Source organism: Microbacterium sp. Soil_N32 (assembly GCF_057655505.1).
On record NZ_JBDGME010000019.1, the window covers coordinates 846329 to 862999 of the forward strand.

The 16671-nt window shown below is 70.4% G+C and carries 14 protein-coding genes; 6 read left to right on the plus strand and 8 right to left on the minus strand.

Translation table 11 applies throughout. From position 1 onward, the window contains the following. The first annotated feature begins 47 nt into the window (after window positions 1-47). Window positions 48-1115 (plus strand): NADH:flavin oxidoreductase/NADH oxidase, encoded by a 1068-nt coding sequence (locus tag AC3A3J_RS12320; protein WP_487672545.1) that lies wholly within the window; start codon window positions 48-50, stop codon window positions 1113-1115. A gap of 71 nt (window positions 1116-1186) precedes the next feature. On the opposite strand, the gene AC3A3J_RS12325 is transcribed toward AC3A3J_RS12320, so the two are convergent. The 3 genes from AC3A3J_RS12325 to guaB1 form a co-directional block, all read right to left on the minus strand. Then, on the minus strand, window positions 1187-2248 hold the full coding sequence (locus AC3A3J_RS12325) for a hemolysin family protein (RefSeq protein ID WP_487672546.1): 1062 nt from the start codon (window positions 2246-2248) through the stop codon (window positions 1187-1189). After that, on the minus strand, window positions 2245-3561 hold the full coding sequence (locus tag AC3A3J_RS12330; protein WP_487672547.1) for a hemolysin family protein: 1317 nt from the start codon (window positions 3559-3561) through the stop codon (window positions 2245-2247). Before AC3A3J_RS12330 ends, AC3A3J_RS12325 begins: the two co-directional genes overlap by 4 nt. A 113-nt stretch (window positions 3562-3674) precedes the next feature. Then, window positions 3675-5129, minus strand: coding sequence for a GMP reductase (gene guaB1, locus AC3A3J_RS12335; protein WP_487672548.1), 1455 nt, complete (start codon window positions 5127-5129; stop codon window positions 3675-3677). 158 nt (window positions 5130-5287) lie between these two features. Here guaB1 and AC3A3J_RS12340 point away from each other — a divergent pair, with 158 nt between their 5' ends. Beyond that, on the plus strand, window positions 5288-8944 hold the full coding sequence (locus tag AC3A3J_RS12340) for a multifunctional oxoglutarate decarboxylase/oxoglutarate dehydrogenase thiamine pyrophosphate-binding subunit/dihydrolipoyllysine-residue succinyltransferase subunit (RefSeq protein ID WP_487672549.1): 3657 nt from the start codon (window positions 5288-5290) through the stop codon (window positions 8942-8944). 98 nt (window positions 8945-9042) lie between these two features. On the opposite strand, the gene AC3A3J_RS12345 is transcribed toward AC3A3J_RS12340, so the two are convergent. Genes AC3A3J_RS12345 through AC3A3J_RS12355 form a run of 3 tightly spaced genes read right to left on the minus strand, consistent with a single transcriptional unit; the run spans window position 9043 to window position 11292 of the window. Next, entirely contained in the window at window positions 9043-10347 is a 1305-nt protein-coding gene (locus AC3A3J_RS12345) for a GNAT family N-acetyltransferase (RefSeq protein ID WP_487672550.1), read from the minus strand. Window positions 10348-10387: 40 nt separating this feature from the next. Next, window positions 10388-10633 (minus strand): zf-HC2 domain-containing protein, encoded by a 246-nt coding sequence (locus AC3A3J_RS12350; protein ID WP_487672551.1) that lies wholly within the window; start codon window positions 10631-10633, stop codon window positions 10388-10390. Next, on the minus strand, window positions 10630-11292 hold the full coding sequence (locus tag AC3A3J_RS12355) for a sigma-70 family RNA polymerase sigma factor (protein ID WP_314646616.1): 663 nt from the start codon (window positions 11290-11292) through the stop codon (window positions 10630-10632). The genes AC3A3J_RS12350 and AC3A3J_RS12355 overlap by 4 nt, the downstream gene beginning before the upstream one ends. Window positions 11293-11341: 49 nt before the next feature. Here AC3A3J_RS12355 and aroA point away from each other — a divergent pair, with 49 nt between their 5' ends. Genes aroA through bcp form a run of 3 tightly spaced genes read left to right on the plus strand, consistent with a single transcriptional unit; the run spans window position 11342 to window position 14217 of the window. Then, window positions 11342-12667: a 3-phosphoshikimate 1-carboxyvinyltransferase gene (aroA, locus tag AC3A3J_RS12360; protein ID WP_487672552.1), complete on the plus strand. Its 1326-nt coding sequence runs from the start codon at window positions 11342-11344 to the stop codon at window positions 12665-12667. Then, window positions 12664-13734 carry a ribosome small subunit-dependent GTPase A gene (rsgA, locus tag AC3A3J_RS12365; protein ID WP_487672553.1) on the plus strand — a complete coding sequence of 357 codons (1071 nt, stop codon included), beginning with the start codon at window positions 12664-12666 and terminating at the stop codon, window positions 13732-13734. The genes aroA and rsgA overlap by 4 nt, the downstream gene beginning before the upstream one ends. A gap of 9 nt (window positions 13735-13743) precedes the next feature. Beyond that, window positions 13744-14217 carry a thioredoxin-dependent thiol peroxidase gene (gene bcp / locus AC3A3J_RS12370; protein WP_487672554.1) on the plus strand — a complete coding sequence of 158 codons (474 nt, stop codon included), beginning with the start codon at window positions 13744-13746 and terminating at the stop codon, window positions 14215-14217. A gap of 16 nt (window positions 14218-14233) precedes the next feature. Here bcp and AC3A3J_RS12375 read toward each other — a convergent pair whose 3' ends face one another. Then, window positions 14234-14629, minus strand: coding sequence for a hypothetical protein (locus AC3A3J_RS12375; RefSeq protein ID WP_487672555.1), 396 nt, complete (start codon window positions 14627-14629; stop codon window positions 14234-14236). Window positions 14630-14860: 231 nt separating this feature from the next. Between AC3A3J_RS12375 and AC3A3J_RS12380 the strand changes: the two genes are divergently transcribed. Beyond that, window positions 14861-15109: a WhiB family transcriptional regulator gene (locus AC3A3J_RS12380; protein ID WP_017203224.1), complete on the plus strand. Its 249-nt coding sequence runs from the start codon at window positions 14861-14863 to the stop codon at window positions 15107-15109. Window positions 15110-15182: 73 nt separating this feature from the next. On the opposite strand, the gene AC3A3J_RS12385 is transcribed toward AC3A3J_RS12380, so the two are convergent. Further along, the gene (locus AC3A3J_RS12385) at window positions 15183-16667 is read right to left on the minus strand and encodes a sensor histidine kinase (protein WP_487672556.1); all 1485 of its coding nucleotides are present in this window, start codon (window positions 16665-16667) and stop codon (window positions 15183-15185) included. Between the last annotated feature and the right edge of the window lie 4 nt (window positions 16668-16671).

The window sequence follows — 16671 nt, forward strand, 5'->3', positions numbered from 1 at the left end:
TTAGCCGGGCGGCCCGAGCCCCGCGCGCACGGCGGTAGCGTCGTTGCGTGAGCATCCTCTTCTCCCCCCTGCGCATCCGATCCGTCGAGTTCCGCAATCGCCTGTGGGTGTCGCCCATGTGCATGTACAGCGCCGTCGACGGAGTGGTGCAGGAATGGCACCACACCCACCTCGCGCAGTTCGCCTCCGGCGGCGCCGGCCTCATCGTCGCCGAGGCCACCGCCGTGGTCCCCGAGGGACGCATCTCCCCGCGTGATGCAGGACTGTGGACAGACGAGCAGCGAGACGCGTGGGAGCCCATCGTGCGGGCGATCCACGACCGCGGCTCGCTCGCCGGCGTCCAGCTCGCCCACGCCGGCCGCAAGGCGTCGACGTGGTGGCCCTGGGCGGATGCGCGCGGCTCGGTGCCCGCGTCCGAGGGGGGCTGGACGACGACCGCCCCCTCCGCCGTCCCTTTCGAGGGGTACGCGGAACCCGCTGCGCTCGACACCGCGGGCATCGATCGCGTGGTGGCGGCCTTCGGCGACGCCGCCCGCCGCGCCGTGGAGGCCGGCTTCGACGTGCTCGAGATCCACGGCGCGCACGGCTACCTGCTGCATCAGTTCCTCTCCCCGCTGTCGAACCTGCGCGACGACGAATACGGCGGCACGCTCGAGAACCGCGCTCGTCTGCTCCTCCGCGTCCTCGACGCCGTGCGGGCCGCGGCCGGCGACGGCGTCCCGATCTTCGTCCGCATCTCCGCCACCGACCATGCCGAGGGCGGGTTCTCGCCGGAGGAGGCCGCGCAGGTGGGAGCGTGGGCCACGGCGCACGGCGCCGACCTGATCGACGTGTCCAGCGGCGGGCTGGTCGCGCACCAGCGGATCGACGTCTTCCCCGGCTACCAGGTACCGCTCGCCGAGACCGTTCGACAGGGCGGCCGCATCCCGGTCTCGGCCGTGGGCCTCATCACGGCGGCCGCGCAGGCCGAGGAGGTTCTCGCCGAGGGCGCCGCCGACGCGATCTTCGCGGGGCGCGAGTGGCTGCGCGACCCGCACTTCGGCCTGCGCGCCGCGCACGAACTCGGCGACGACGTGCCCTGGCCCCCGCAGTACGACCGCTCGCGCTGGCGCTGAGCGCGTCGCCCCGTCGCACGACGAAGGCCGCCGTCCCCCCAGGGGTCGGCGGCCTTCGTGGTCGATCGAGGTCAGTGGCCGCGGACCCGACGGGTGGCGTCCTGCACCTCGCCCACGAGCTCCTCCAGGATGTCCTCCAGGAAGAGCACCGCGGTGGTCGCACCCCGACCGTCGCGCACCTTCGCGAGATGCCGCCCGGCACGGCGCATGACGGCGAGCGCGTCCTCGAGGTCGGTGTCCTCCTGCACCGGCACCATGTGGTGGATGCGCTTGGCGGGCAGCGGTTCGGACATCCGGGCGTCCGCGTCCGGACCGTCGGACGCGCGCAGGATGTCCTTCAGGTGCACGTAGCCGATCGGTGCCTGCTCGTCGTCCACGATCACGTACCGCGAGAAGCCGTAGCGCGCCACGGCCTTCTCGATGTCGTCGGGCGTCGTCGACTCCGGCAGGGTGACGAGGTCGCTCAACGGAACGGCCACATCGCGGGCCTTCTTGTCGGTGAACTCGACCGCGGCGGCGACCGCTCCGGCCGTGTCCATGAGCACGCCCTCGCGGCGCGACTGATCGACGATCGTCGCGACCTCCTCCAGCGTGAACGTCGAGGCCGCCTCGTTCTTCGGTTCGACGCGGAAGAGCCGCAGCACCGCGTTGGCGGCCGCGTTCAGCACCCAGATCACCGGCATGAACACCTTCGACACCCATACGAGCGGCGGGGCGAGCAGCAGCACCGCGCGGTCGGGCACCGAGAACGCGAGGTTCTTCGGCACCATCTCCCCGAACACGACGTGCAGGAACGACACGATGATCAGGGCGATCGCGAACGACACCGCGTCGACCGCGGCATCCGGCCACCCGATCGCGTGCAGCGGCACGGCGAGGAGGTGGTGGATCGCCGGCTCCGAGACGTTCAGGATCAGCAGGGAGCAGATGGTGATACCCAGCTGCGAGGTCGCCAGCATGAGGGTCGCGTGCTCCATGGCGTAGAGCGCGGTCTTCGCTGCACGCGACCCCTCTTCGGCGCGCGGCTCGATCTGCGAGCGTCTCGCCGAGATGACCGCGAACTCGGCCCCGACGAAGAAGGCGTTGCCGAGCAGCAGCACGACGAGCCAGGCCAGTCCCGCCCAATCGCTCATCGGTTCACCTCCTCGTCGGTCTCGTCCGGTCTCGGAACGAAGCGGATGCGGTCGACCCGACGCCCGTCCATGCGCACCACGTGCAGTGTGCCGCTGTCGAGCGGCACCTCGTCGCCCACGGCGGGCACCCTTTCGAGCACGCTCATGACATAGCCGCCCACCGTGTCGTAGACATCGCCCTCCGGCACCTCGATTCCCGCCCGGCTGCGCAGCTCGTCTGGACGCAGCTCACCGGGGAAGGTGAGACCGTCGCGCCCGCGGATGACCCCGGCGCGCGTGCGGTCGTGCTCGTCCGACACCTCGCCGACGAGCTCCTCCACGAGGTCCTCCAAGGTCACGAGTCCCGCGGTACCGCCGTACTCGTCGACCACGACGGCGAGCTGGTAGCCGCGCGCACGCAGCTCCGAGATGAGACCGTCGACGTGCACCGTCTCCGGCACGCGGAGCGGCTCGGTCGAGAGCGCGCCGACGGGGACCTCGCTGCGCCGCTCGCGCGGCACCGATACCGCCGCCTTGAGGTGCACGACGCCGGTGATGTCGTCGAGATCGTCGTCGTAGACCGGGAATCGGCTGTGTCCGGTGCGGCGGGCGAGCTGGATGACGTCGTCGGCCGAGTCGCCCGCGGCGATGGCATGCATGCTCGGTCGTGCGGTCATGACGTCGGCGGCCGTGAGACGCGAGAACGTGAGGGTGCGATCGAGGAGCGTCGCGGTGTCGGCCTCGAGCACACCGGCGCTGGCAGAACGGCGCACGAGAGAGGAGAGCTCCTCGGCGCTGCGCGCGCCCGACAGCTCTTCCTTCGGCTCGACGCCCATGCTGCGCAGCACGCCGTTCGCGCTGCCGTTCAGCACGACAACCGCCGGCTTGAAGACGGTCGTGAACAGCACCTGGAACGGCACGACGAGCTTGGCCGTCGCGCGCGGCAGCGCGAGCGCGAAGTTCTTGGGCACGAGCTCGCCGAGGATCATCGAGACCACGGTCGCGAGGAACATCGCCACCACCGTGGCGATCGGGGCCACGACCGGTTCTGGAAGGCGCCACGCCAGGAGCGTCGGCCGCAGCAGGTTCGACAGCGCCGGCTCCATCGTGTACCCGGTGAGGAGCGTCGTCAGCGTGATGCCGAGCTGGGCCGACGAGAGATGCGTCGAGGTGTGCCGCAGCGCGCTGATCGTGAGCGAGAGCCGGGACTCGCCGCGTTCCTGCCGCGCCTCGAGGTCGGCGCGGTCGAGGTTGACCAGCGCGAACTCGCTCGCGACGAACAGGCCGGTGCCGACCGTGAGCAGGAGCCCCACGCCCAACATGATGTAGTCCATCAGAGGTTCCCCTCCGGCAGGAGAGGCGGACAGTGGGGCGATCGACTGCAACTGGGAGGGTCGTCCATAGTGAGGACGATTCTACAGAGTCCCGCCCGGCGCGGGCGGGACTCTCACCAGCTGACGGGCAGCGCCTTCCCCTCTTCATACCCCGCGGCGGACTGCAGACCGACGAGCGCGCGGTCGTGGAACTCGCGCACGGTCGCCGCTCCGGCGTAGGTGAACGAGGAGCGCACACCGGAGGTGATCATGTCGAGCAGGTCCTCGACGCCGGGGCGCAGCGGATCGAGGTAGATCTTCGACGACGAGATGCCTTCGGCGAACAGCTCCTTGCGGGCGCGCTCGTAGGCGTCGAGCCGTCCGAATCGCGCCTGCACGGCCTTCGTGGATGCCATTCCCCACGATTCCTTGAAGACGCGCCCGTCGGCATCGCGCTGCAACTCCCCCGGTGCCTCGATCGTGCCCGCGAACCACGACCCGATCATGACGCTGGCCGCTCCGGCGGCGAGCGCCAGGGCCACGTCGCGGGGGTAGCGCACGCCCCCGTCCGCCCAGACGTGCGCGCCGACTCCGCGCGCGGCCTCCGCCGTCTCGAGGACGGCTGAGAACTGCGGTCGGCCGACCGCCGTCATCATCCGGGTCGTGCACATCGCCCCCGGGCCGACGCCGACCTTGAGGATGGACGCGCCGGCCTCGACGAGGTCGTGCACGCCGTCGGCGGTGACGATGTTCCCGGCGACGAGGGGAAGCCCGAGACCGAGGCCCGACACCGTGCGCAGCGCGCGCAGCATCCCCTCCTGGTGGCCGTGCGCCGTGTCGAGCACGAGCACGTCGACGCCCGCGGCGGCCAGCGCCCTCGCCTTCGCGGCGACGTCGCCGTTGATGCCGATCGCGGCTGCCACGATGAGGCGTCCGTCCGCGTCCACCGCGGGGCGGTAGAGCGTCGAGCGCAGCGCACTGCGGGCGCTCAGCGTGCCGACGAGCTGACCGTGCCTGATCACCGGCACGGTCTCGACCCCGGCATCCGTGATCACGTCGAACGCGTGGCGCTCCGACCCGATGTCGTCCGCGTCGATCGACGGTGTGCCGCCGTGCACGAGATCGCCGAGCTGCGCGTCCGGCAGGGCCGTGGCGAGACGACTCGCGGGCAGGACGCCGCGGATGTCGCCGACACCGTGCGGAGCCGCCCCGACCGCGACGACGATGCCGTGCCCGGCGACCGCAGGCAGCAGCCGCAGAGCGTCGGCCACCGTGGCGTGGGGCGGGAGGACGAGCGGAGTGTCCCAGAGCACGGGCTGCGACTTCACGTCGCGGATCGCCGCGTCGAGGTCCTGCAGCGGCATGTCCTGCGGCAGGACGCCGAGACCCCCGCGGCGCGCGAGCACCGCGGCGAGTCGCGGCCCCGTCACCGAGTTCATGTTCGACGCGACGAGGGGCAGCGTCGCCGGGGTGCCGTCCTGCGGCGCGAGATCGACCTGCAGGCGGCTGGTTACGGCGGATCGCCGCGGCACGAGGAACACGTCGGAATAGGTGAGGTCGACGGCCGGCTGGGCACCTGAGAACTCCATGCCCCCACGGTATCGAGGTCGAACGGATCGCGGACAGTCCTCGACGATCCGCGCGGGGAAACAGGTTAGGCTGGGTGGTCGAGAGTGTGCGGACCCAGGCGCATCCCGCGGCCGGCGAGCACTGTGTGATCTTCAGCGATGAAAGAGGGCGATCGAGCGTGTCGAACCAGGTGACCGGCGTCGGTGGCGACGGGGGGTTCGGAGCCAATTCCTGGCTCGTCGAAGAGCTCTACGAGCAGTTCAAGGAGAACCGCGACTCCGTCGACAAGGAGTGGTGGCCGATTCTCGAGAAATACCCCGCCGACAACGGGTCTGCCCCGGCCGCCGCCGAGCCGGCGCATCCCATCACCGCTCCGATCCCCGTGATCGGCTCGCAGCCCGTCGCTCGCACCACCGCGAAGCCGGCCACCGCCGCGCCCATCCCCGCGCAGGCGCCGAAGCCCGCGGCTCCTGCCGAGACCGAGACGGTCGAAGAGGACAAGGTCACCGTCCTTCGCGGCATGCCGAAGACGCTCGCCGCCAACATGGACGAGTCGCTGACGGTGCCGACGGCCACCAGCGTCCGCACGATCCCGGCGAAGCTGATGATCGACAACCGCATCGTCATCAACAACCACATGTCGCGCACGCGCGGCGGCAAGGTCAGCTTCACCCACCTCATCGGCTGGGCGCTCATCCGCACCCTCGACGAGTTCCGCAGCCAGAACGTGTTCTACGCCGAGATCGACGGCAAGCCCTCGGTCGTGGCTCCCGCGCACGTGAACCTCGGCATCGCGATCGACCTGCCGAAGCCCGATGGCACGCGCGCGCTCATGGTGCCCAGCATCAAGAAGGCCGACACCATGACCTTCACCGAGTACCTCGCCGCCTACGAGGACCTGGTGACCCGCGCGCGCAACAACAAGCTGACCGCCGCCGACTTCCAGGGCACGACCGTGTCGCTCACGAACCCGGGCGGCATCGGCACCGTGCACTCGGTCCCCCGTCTCATGAAGGGCCAGGGCTGCATCATCGGTGCAGGCGCCCTCGACTACCCGGCCGAGTTCCAGGGCGCCAGCCAGAAGACGCTCAACGAGCTCGCGATCGGCAAGACGATCACCCTCACGAGCACCTACGACCACCGCGTCATCCAGGGTGCGGGCTCCGGCGAGTTCCTCAAGAAGGTGCACGAGCTGCTTATCGGGCAGCGCGGCTTCTACGACGACATCTTCGCGGCGCTGCGCATCCCGTACGCGCCCATCCACTGGAACCCCGACATCGCCGTCGACCTGGCCGAGCGCGTCGACAAGCAGTCGCGGGTGCAGGAACTGATCAACTCGTTCCGGGTGCGCGGCCACCTCATGGCCGACATCGACCCGCTCGAGTACCGCCAGCGCTCGCACCCCGACCTCGAGATCGAGAGCCACGGACTCACCTTCTGGGACCTCGACCGCGAGTTCGTCACGGGGGGCTTCGGCGGCCGCCGCGTCGCGAAGCTGCGCGACATCCTCGGCGTGCTGCGCGATTCTTACTGCCGCACCCTCGGCATCGAGTACATGCACATCCAGGACCCCGAGCAGCGGCAGTGGTTCCAGGAGAAGGTCGAGGTCAAGTACCAGAAGCCGGGTCACGACGAGCAGCTGCGCGTGCTGCGCAAGCTCAACGAGGCCGAGGCCTTCGAGACCTTCCTGCAGACGAAGTTCGTGGGGCAGAAGCGCTTCTCCCTTGAGGGCGGCGAATCGCTGATCCCGCTGCTCGACGAGATCCTTCAGGGCGCGGCGAACGCCGGTCTCGAGGGTGCCGCGATCGGCATGGCGCACCGCGGTCGACTGAACGTGCTCACCAACATCGCGGGCAAGACCTACGGCCAGGTCTTCCGCGAGTTCGAGGGCATCCAGACCCCGGGCAACCAGCGCGGCTCCGGCGATGTGAAGTACCACCTCGGCACCGAGGGCACCTTCGTCGCCGAGGACGGCGCCTCGCTCCCCGTGTACCTCGCTGCGAACCCCTCGCACCTCGAGACCGTCGACGGCGTGCTCGAGGGCATCGTCCGCGCCAAGCAGGACCGCAAGCCGATCGGCACGTTCGCCTGGCTGCCGATTCTCGTGCATGGCGACGCGGCCTTCGCGGGCCAGGGCGTCGTCGTCGAGACGCTGCAGATGTCGCAGCTGCGCGGGTACCGCACGGGAGGCACGATCCATGTCGTCGTGAACAACCAGGTCGGCTTCACGACAACTCCCAGCGACGCCCGCACCTCGGTCTACTCGACCGATGTCGCGAAGACGATCCAGGCGCCGGTCTTCCACGTGAACGGCGACGACCCCGAGGCCGTCATCCACGTGGCGCAGCTCGCGTTCGAGTATCGCGAGCGCTTCCATCGCGATGTCGTGATCGACCTCGTCTGCTACCGCCGCCGCGGTCACAACGAGGGCGACGACCCGTCGATGACGCAGCCGCTGATGACCGACCTCATCCAGGCGAAGCGCTCCGTGCGCCGCCTGTACACCGAGTCGCTCGTCGGTCGGGGTGACATCACCGAGGAGGAGTACGACGAGGCCAAGGCCGACTTCCAGAACCGCCTCGAGATCGCCTTCGCCGAGACGCATGCGGCCGAGACCGGTGCGAACCCGGTCGCCCCGGAGGCCGCTCCTGCCGACGACCAGGTCGGTGCCCCCGAGGTCACGGGCGTGCCCGGCGAGGTCATCCGTCTGATCGGCGACGCGTTCGTCAACAAGCCCGAGGGCTTCTCGGTGCACCCGAAGATCCAGCAGCTCCTCGACAAGCGTCTCGACATGAGCCGCAACGGCGGGATCGACTGGGGCTTCGGCGAGCTGCTCGCCTTCGGATCGCTGCTCGTGGAGGGCACGACCGTGCGTCTCGCCGGCCAGGACTCGCGCCGCGGCACGTTCGTGCAGCGGCACGCGACCCTGCACGACCGGGCGAACGGCCAGGAGTGGCTGCCGCTGTCGAACCTCTCCGACGCCCAGGGGCGCTTCTTCGTCTACGACTCGCTGCTCAGCGAGTACGCCGCGCTCGGCTTCGAGTACGGCTACTCGGTCGAGGCGCCCGAGGCCCTGGTGCTCTGGGAGGCGCAGTTCGGCGACTTCGTCAACGGTGCGCAGTCGGTCATCGACGAGTACATCTCGGCCGCCGAGCAGAAGTGGGGTCAGCAGTCCAGCGTGACGCTGCTCCTCCCCCACGGCTACGAGGGCCAGGGCCCCGACCACTCGTCGGCTCGCATCGAGCGCTTCCTGCAGCTCTGCGCGCAGGAGAACATGATCGTCGCCCGGCCGTCGACCCCGGCGTCGTACTTCCACCTGCTGCGTCGCCAGGCGTACGCACGTCCGCGCAAGCCCCTGGTGGTCTTCACCCCCAAGGCGATGCTGCGTCTGCGCGGAGCGACCAGCCCCGTCGAGGCCTTCACGCAGGGCCGATTCGAGCCGGTGATCGACGACGACCGCGGTCTCGACCGCTCGGCGGTCAAGCGCGTGCTCGTGCACTCGGGCAAGGTGCATTGGGACCTCCGCAGCGAGCTCGAGAAGAACCCGAACCCGGAGATCGCCCTGGTGCGCCTCGAGCAGCTGTACCCGACGCCGATCGAGGGTCTCAAGGCCATCACCGACTCCTACCCGAACGCCGAGCTGGTGTGGGTGCAGGAGGAGCCGGAGAACCAGGGCGCCTGGCCGTTCCTCGCGCTCGCCTTCGCCGACGTGCCCGGCGACCGCTCGTTCCGACCGATCGCGCGCTCGGCCTCGGCATCGCCCGCGACGGGATCGTCGAAGGTGCATGCCGCCGAGCAGTCCGCCCTGCTGCGCGAGGCACTCACGCTCGGCTGACGAGCGACCATACGCAGAAGAGGCGCCCCCGGTTCCGCCGGGGGCGCCTCTTCTGCGTATGCCGGTCGTGTGCGCTATGCACCGGCCGGTGCGTCGAGTCAGTACCAGATGTCGAGCGAGGGCGCCGGAGACACCGAGAACGCGACGTCGAGCACGCGGAGAGCGGCGTCGTCGGCCTCGATGAGCCCTGCGGCGGCGAGGGCCGAGGCGCGCACGCCGCCCGCGTAGAGCGACGACAGCGCCGCGACGCCGATCGTGACGGATGCCGGATCGGATGCCTCGGCGGCGACGATGCTCGCAGAGTCACCGGCGGCGGCGCGCAGCTGCCAGGTTCCGTCGGCGAAGCCCAGCGGATCGACCACGCGCAGCGTCAGCTCGACGTCCGCCGCGTAGGTCCGCGCGGCGAGGGCCGCGGGAACGTCGAGGATGCGCAGCCAGCCGTGGTCATGCACCTCCTGGGTCACGCCCCGCTGATCCGCGACGAGCCACGGAAGCGGGTCGTCGGGCGCCTGCAGGTCTGCGGTGACCTCGTCGACGAGGTCGTGCTGCACAGCGAATCGCCACAGCGCCGCGCGGGCGTCGCGCGTCTCGGCGACGAGCATCCGCACCCGCAACGAGAAGCGGAAGCTGCCCTCACGGTCGTCGACCGTGTACACCAGCACGCCGCGCACCTCGCCGTCGTCGTCGAGGTGGCGCACACCGCGCACCTTGTCGCGGTCGGTCTCGGTCGGGGCCACTCCGGCGAACTGCTGCCAGCGGCCGGGCCAGCCGGCGATCCGCCCGGATCGCGTGCGTCGCACCCGCTCGTGCACCTGTGCGAGGTCGTCGGCCAGCTGCTCCCGCTCCCGGTACTCCAGCCGTCCGGTCGGTGCGAACCCGCCCCATCCGGCCCGGCGGGTGTCGACCATGAATCGCGTGGCCGGCAGGGCGGAGCCGAAGCCGTAGCGGCCGTAGATCGTCGCCTCCGACACCGTGAGCCCCGCGACGGCGATCCCTGCGGACCGGGCCGCGCGCAGTTCGCCCTCGAGCAGAGCGCGCGCGATGCCGCGCCGCCGGTGGGTGCCCGCGACCGTGACTCCGCTGATCGCCCACATCGGGATCTCTCCTCCCGGCACGGTCAGCGGCGTCACCCAGGAGTCGATGGTGGCGACGGGCAGTGCCCCCGGCGTCGCCTGCTGCTCGAAGACACCGGTCGTGCGGCGCTCGGAGAGCGACTCGCGGGAGAAGGCCAACGCTTCGTCGTTCTGCTCGCCGCCGAGGAAGCCCCGCCCCACCGCGCGCTGGAACGGACGTGCCTGCACGTCGTCGCGGAGGTCGACGACGCGGTAGTCCAGTCCGGAATCCCGCAGTCGGTCACGGGAGGTCGTGTCGGCCGGGATCTCGCGCGCATCGATGAAGGTCATGCCTCCACCCTATGGCGACCCGTCGACACCCGTCGGACGGTCAGTGCTGGGCGGCCTGCACCTCGCGCAGGCGCGCGAACACCTGATCGCGCAGCTGCTCCGGCGCCGTCTCCTTGCAGGCCCGCGCGATGACCTCGGTCAAGGTCGTCGCGACGAGAGCCTCGTCGCGGCACGCCGGGCAGTTCTCCAGGTGCTCGCGGATCTCGGCGTGCTCGGTGTTGCACACCTCGTTGCGGAGGTACTCCTCCAGATCCCGACGCGCCTTGTCGCAACCGCAGTCGCTCATTTCCCGCTCCTCTTCTCGGCCGCGGCGATGCCCCGTTCCGCGGCGTAATCTGCCAGCAGCTCCCGCAGCATCCGCCTGCCACGGTGCAGGCGGCTCATCACGGTGCCGATGGGGGTCTTCATGATGTCGGCGATCTCCTGGTACGCGAAGCCTTCGACATCGGCGAGGTACACCGCGAGCCGGAAGTCCTCGGGGACCGCCTGCAGCGCGTCCTTCACGATCGACGCCGGCATGTGGTCGATCGCCTCCGCCTCCGCCGAGCGGCTGTGGCTCGCCGTGGTCGACTCGGCGCCGCCGAGCTGCCAATCCTCGAGCTCGTCGATCGTGCCCTGGAAGGGCTCGCGCTGCTTCTTGCGATAGATGTTGATGTACGTGTTGGTGAGGATCCGGTACAGCCACGCCTTGAGATTCGTCCCCTGCGAGAACGTCGCCCACGATCCGTAGGCCTTGACGAACGTCTCCTGCACGAGGTCGGCGGCGTCGGCCGGGTTGCGCGTCATGCGCATGGCGGCCGCATAGAGCTGATCCATGAACGGGAGCGCCTGCTCCTCGAACTCGCGCTGGGAGTCGTTCGAGGTCGCTGCGGTTGCGGTGTCATCCATCACGGGCCAGTCTAGGCCGCCGATGTCCACCGCCCCACGCTCCAGCGTCGCCAGCATCCGATCTCCTTCTCGGCGGGTGCGCCGCCGTTCACTAAGGTGGAAACCGATGAGCGCGAACAGGTATTCCCCCTCCCCCGCCCGGGGCGTCTACGCCGCGCCCGTCGGCGAGCAGCCGGTCCACGCGACGCTGACGATTCCGGGCTCGAAATCGCTGACGAACCGCGAGCTCATCATCGCCGCCATCGCCGATGGACCCGGTCGCCTCATCGCCCCCCTCCACTCCGACGACTCGCGGCGCATGGTCGACGCGCTGCGGGCTCTAGGCATCGGCATCGACGAGGTCGACACGGGCGGCGAGTTCGGCCCGGACCTCGTCGTCACACCCGCGCACCTCCGGGGCGGCGTGACCGTCGACTGCGGCCAGGCGGGAACGGTGATGCGCTTCGTGGCCCCGCTCGCCGGGCTCGCGGCGTCCGACGTGCACCTCACCGCGCACGAGACCGCGCTGCACCGGCCGATGGGCGGCCTTATCACCGCTCTCCGCGACCTCGGCGTCGACATCGACGACGAGGGAACCTGGGCGCTGCCCTTCACCATCCGCGGGCACGGGCGCATCCGCGGGGGTCGCGTCGAGATCGACGCCTCCGCCTCGAGCCAGTTCGTCTCCGGCCTGCTGCTCGCCGCACCGCGCTTCGATGTCGGCCTCCACCTCGTGCACACCGGCGAGCACCTGCCGAGCCTGCCGCACATCGACATGACCATCGAGGCGCTCAGCCGACGCGGCATCCGCATCGAACGTCCGGCCACCGGCGAGTGGCTCGTCGAGGCGGGCGTGCCGCGCGCGAAGGAGATCGCGATCGAGCCCGACCTCTCGAACGCCGCGCCCTTCCTCGCCGCAGCCCTGGTTACGGGCGGTGCGGTCTCCGTGACGGGGTGGCCCGCCCACTCCACGCAGCCGGGCGCCCTGCTGCCCGAGATCCTGCAGGCCATGGGCGCCCACACCAGCCGACACGGCGGGGCGCTCACGGTGCGCGCCGGCAGCGGCATCCGCGGTCTCGAGCTCGACCTGTCGGCCGCGAGCGAGCTCACGCCCACTCTCGTCGGGCTGGCCGCCTTCGCCGATGGCCCGACGACCATCCGCGGCATCGGTCACATCCGGTTGCACGAGACCGACCGCATCGCGGCGCTGATCGGGAACCTCCGCGCGCTCGGCGGCGAGGCCGAGGAACTGCCCGACGGGCTCCGAGTGATCCCCCGCGCGCTCACCGGCGGCACGTGGAGAGCGCATCACGACCACCGCATGGCGACGACCGGCGCGCTGATCGGGCTCCGCGTTCCGGGGGTCGAGATCGACGACATCGGGACGACAGCGAAGACGCTCCCCGAATTCACCCTCCTGTGGGAGCGGATGCTCGCGGGCAGCGCCGCGTGAGCTGGCTCGACGACACCGACGACCTCGACGACGGCTTCGAGGACTTCGACGAGAGCAGCATCCGCTCGCGGCCGAACCCGAAGGGCAACCGCCCCCGCACGAAGCGTCGCCCGGCTCACGAGAACGCGGAGATCGGGCGCGTCCTCGGGGTCGACCGCGGCCGCTACGCCGTGCTGCTCGGCGAGAACACCGCCGACGAGCGAACCATCACCTCCACACGCGCGCGGGAACTGCGCAAGACGCCCATCGTCACGGGCGACCGCGCCAGGGTCGTCGGCGACACCTCGGGAGCCGACGGCACGCTGGGGCGGATCGTGGGGATCGTCGAGCGGTCCTCCCTGCTGCGCCGCAGCGCGGACGACACCGATCAGGTCGAGCGGGTCATCGTGGCCAACGCCGATCAGATGCTCGTCGTGGTCGCGGCGGCCGACCCCGAGCCCCGCGAGCGCCTCGTCGATCGCTACCTCGTGGCCGCCCTCGACGCCGGCATCCGACCCCTGCTCGTGGTGACCAAGACCGACCTCGCCGATCCGTCCTCGTTCCTCGCGCACTTCGAGGGTCTCGACCTCCGCGTCTTCACCAGCGCCCGCGACGTCATGCCCGTCGACGAGATCGGCGCGGCGCTCGTCGGGCACTCGACCGTGTTCGTGGGGCACTCCGGCGTCGGCAAGTCCACGCTCGTCAACGCGCTCGTCCCGTCGGCGGGACGCGCGACGGGGCACGTCAACCAGGTGACGGGACGGGGCCGGCACACCTCGTCATCGACCGTGTCGCTGCGGTACCGCGGCGACGGGGGCAGCGGATGGGTGATCGATACTCCCGGCGTCCGCTCCTTCGGGCTGGGGCACGTGGATCCGGCGAACATCCTCGCCGCGTTCACCGAGCTCGCTGAGATCGCGGAGCGATGCCCTCGCGGCTGCACGCACCTCGCAGACGCCCCGGACTGCGCCCTCATCGAAGCCGCGGAGAGCGGCGAACTCGGCGACACGGGGCGTGCGCGTCTCGACTCCCTCCAGCGATTGCTGCAGACCTTCGCCGACAAGGCGGAGCACCCCTTCGGCCGGTAGGCTGAGCGGGTGACTCAGCGCCTCGAAGCCGGAATGCCCGCCCCCGATTTCACCCTCCTCGACCAGGACGGCCGCAGCGTCTCGCTCGCCGATCTGCGGGGGCGCAAGACGGTGCTGTACTTCTACCCGGCAGCGATGACGCCCGGATGCACGACGCAGGCGTGCGACTTCCGCGACAGCATCGCCTCGCTGGAGGGCGCGGGATACCAGGTCGTCGGCGTCTCGAGGGATGAGCCCGCCAAGCTGGCCGCGTTCCGGGAGCGCGACGGCCTGACGTTCCCGCTGCTGAGCGACCCCGACCACGCCGTCCACGATGCCTACGGCGCCTGGGGCGAGAAGACCAACTACGGAAAGGTGATCGAGGGCGTGCTCCGCTCGACCTTCGTCCTCGACGAGGACGGCACGATCTCGCTCGCGCAGTACAACGTCAAGGCGACGGGGCACGTCGCGCGGCTGCGCAAACTCCTCGGCATCGACGCCTGACGTCGCGGCGCGCGACTCAGTTCTCTGCGCGCCCTTCCGCGACGCCGGCTTCGCGGCGGGCGCTCGCGATCAGCAGCGCGAAGCCGATCAGACCGGGCAGCCCCGCCCCGAGGACGAACGCCCACGGCACCGGCGCCAGCGTGAGCGATGCGAGCGCGATGACGACCGCGAGCACCTGCAGGACCACGCCCCCCGACCGCGCCCAGGAGCGCCCGACGCGAACTCCCGCGGCGAAGGCGAAGAGGCCGGCGGCACCGATGAGGGTCAGGACGATCAACGCGATGGCAGTCGGGAGCGAGGACGCGTCGCCCGCTCCGAGCCCCAGGAGCTCCAGGAACGCCACCACCGTGAGCGCGGCGCCTTCGGCTGCCAGGACCGCCGCTGCCGCGTTCGCGAGTCGGGGTGCGCGCACGAAGTCTCCTGGGAATCGGTTATGAGCGACAAAAAGCCTTGATTTAGAAGGTTTCCTGTAACACAATAGAAACAGTCATGTGCTCCCACAGCGGCGTGGGGCGGGCGATCCGCTCGCATCACAATTCACGGGCATCCGCCCGCATCTCAACAGGGTAACGGATCCCGAGCCGAGACCCGAATCGAGACCTCGCATCGCGAGTCTCACGACAATCCACACCGAGGAGCCCCCATGGACTGGCGCGACAAAGCCGCCTGCTTGACCGTCGACCCCGAACTGTTCTTCCCCGTCGGAAACACCGGTCCGGCCGTCGACCAGATCGAGAAGGCGAAGACCGTCTGCGCCACCTGCACCGTCACCGAGATCTGTCTCCAGTACGCCCTCGAGACCAGTCAGGACTCGGGCGTCTGGGGCGGCCTGTCGGAAGACGAGCGTCGCGCCCTCAAGCGTCGCGCTGCTCGCGCCCGCCGCGCCTCCTGATCACCGCGAAGACCCCGCCCCGGATTCATCCGACGGCGGGGTCTTCGCGTGTGCGGGAGTGTGACGCCCCGTCCTACTTCTGCAACCAGCGCAGGGGGATGTCGATCACGACCTCCGTGCCCTGGCCGTCGTCGCCGTGCCAGGCGATCGAGCCGCCGAGCTCCCCCTGGATCAGGGTGCGGATGATCTGAGTGCCCAGGCCCTGGCCGATACGCCCCTCGGGCAGGCCGTGCCCGGTGTCGCGCACGGTCACGCGCAGATTCTCCTCGGTGCGCGCCGCATCGATGGTGACGACGCCCTCCTGGCCGGCGAGACCGTGCTCCACGGCGTTCGTCACGACCTCGGTCAGCGCCAGTGCCAGCGGCGTGGCGTACTCGCTCGGCAGCACGCCGAAGCGTCCGGTGTATTGCGTGCGTGCCCGCGTGTTCGGGGCGGAGGCGACCTCGGCGACGAGCTTCAGCACCCGGTGGAACACCTCGTCGAAGTCGACCTTCTGGGTGAGTCCCTGCGCGAGCGTGTCGTGCACGACGGCGATGGAGTCGACACGGCGCATCGCCTGGGTCAGAGCGTCTCGCGCTTCATCGGAGTGGGTGCGCCGCGCCTGGATGCGCAGAAGCGACGCCACCGTCTGGAGATTGTTCTTGACGCGGTGGTGGATCTCGCGGATCGTCGCGTCCTTCGTGATCAGTTCCTGCTCCTGGTGCCGCAGCTCCGACACGTCGCGACAGAGAACGATCGCTCCGATGCGCGTGCCGTGGTCCTTGAGCGGGATCGCACGCAGCGACACCGTCACCCCGCGCGCCTCCACGTCGGTGCGCCAGGGGGCCCGCCCCGTGACGACGACGGGGAGCGACTCGTCGACCTGCCGCGACGGCGGGACGATGCGGGTGGTCACCTCGGCGAGGGACTCGCCCTCCAGCTCGTCGTCGAAGCCCATGCGGTTGAAGGCCGAGAGCGCGTTCGGGCTCGCGAACGTCGTCACGCCGTCGACATCGATCCTGATGAGCCCATCGGATGCGCGCGGAGCGCCCCGGCGCGGCGAGGTGGGCGCCGCGGGGTCGGGGAAGCTGCCGTCGGCGATCATGCGGAACAGGTCGTTCGCGCAGTCGTCGAAGGTGATCTGCTGGCGCGAGGGAGTGCGCGCCTCCCCCAGGTTGGTGTGACGCGTCACTACACCGATGACCTTCGGCGGCTGGTCGCCGGAGCGGCGTTCGCTGACGATCGGCACCGCGCGCACACGGGTCGGCGTCTCCTCGAACCAATCGGGTGACGAGGAGTCGACGATCTCGGCGGTGTCGAATGCGCTCTGCACCTGGGTGCGCCACTGCGGACGCACCCGCTCCCCCACGATGTCGCGATAGAACAGGGTGGCGGCCCCACTGGGCCGGGCGTGCGCCACGGCCACGAACGACGAATCCTCGGTCTGCACCCACACGACGATGTCGGCGGACGCGAGGTCGGCGAGCAGCTGGCCGTCGCTCGCGAGACGGTGCAGCCATTCGACGTCGCCGTCGGTCAGCAGTCCCTGGGCATGGACGAGATCGGAGAGCGTGGACACCCCA

Coding starts and splice junctions, on each gene's coding strand:
- AC3A3J_RS12325 (WP_487672546.1), bottom strand. CDS start 2,248: ATGAGCGATTGGGCGGGACTGGCCTGGCTCGTCGTGCTGCTGCTCGGC.
- AC3A3J_RS12330 (WP_487672547.1), bottom strand. CDS start 3,561: ATGGACTACATCATGTTGGGCGTGGGGCTCCTGCTCACGGTCGGCACC.
- guaB1 (WP_487672548.1), bottom strand. CDS start 5,129: ATGGAGTTCTCAGGTGCCCAGCCGGCCGTCGACCTCACCTATTCCGAC.
- AC3A3J_RS12345 (WP_487672550.1), bottom strand. CDS start 10,347: ATGACCTTCATCGATGCGCGCGAGATCCCGGCCGACACGACCTCCCGT.
- AC3A3J_RS12350 (WP_487672551.1), bottom strand. CDS start 10,633: ATGAGCGACTGCGGTTGCGACAAGGCGCGTCGGGATCTGGAGGAGTAC.
- AC3A3J_RS12355 (WP_314646616.1), bottom strand. CDS start 11,292: ATGCTGGCGACGCTGGAGCGTGGGGCGGTGGACATCGGCGGCCTAGAC.
- aroA (WP_487672552.1), top strand. CDS start 11,342: ATGAGCGCGAACAGGTATTCCCCCTCCCCCGCCCGGGGCGTCTACGCC.
- AC3A3J_RS12380 (WP_017203224.1), top strand. CDS start 14,861: ATGGACTGGCGCGACAAAGCCGCCTGCTTGACCGTCGACCCCGAACTG.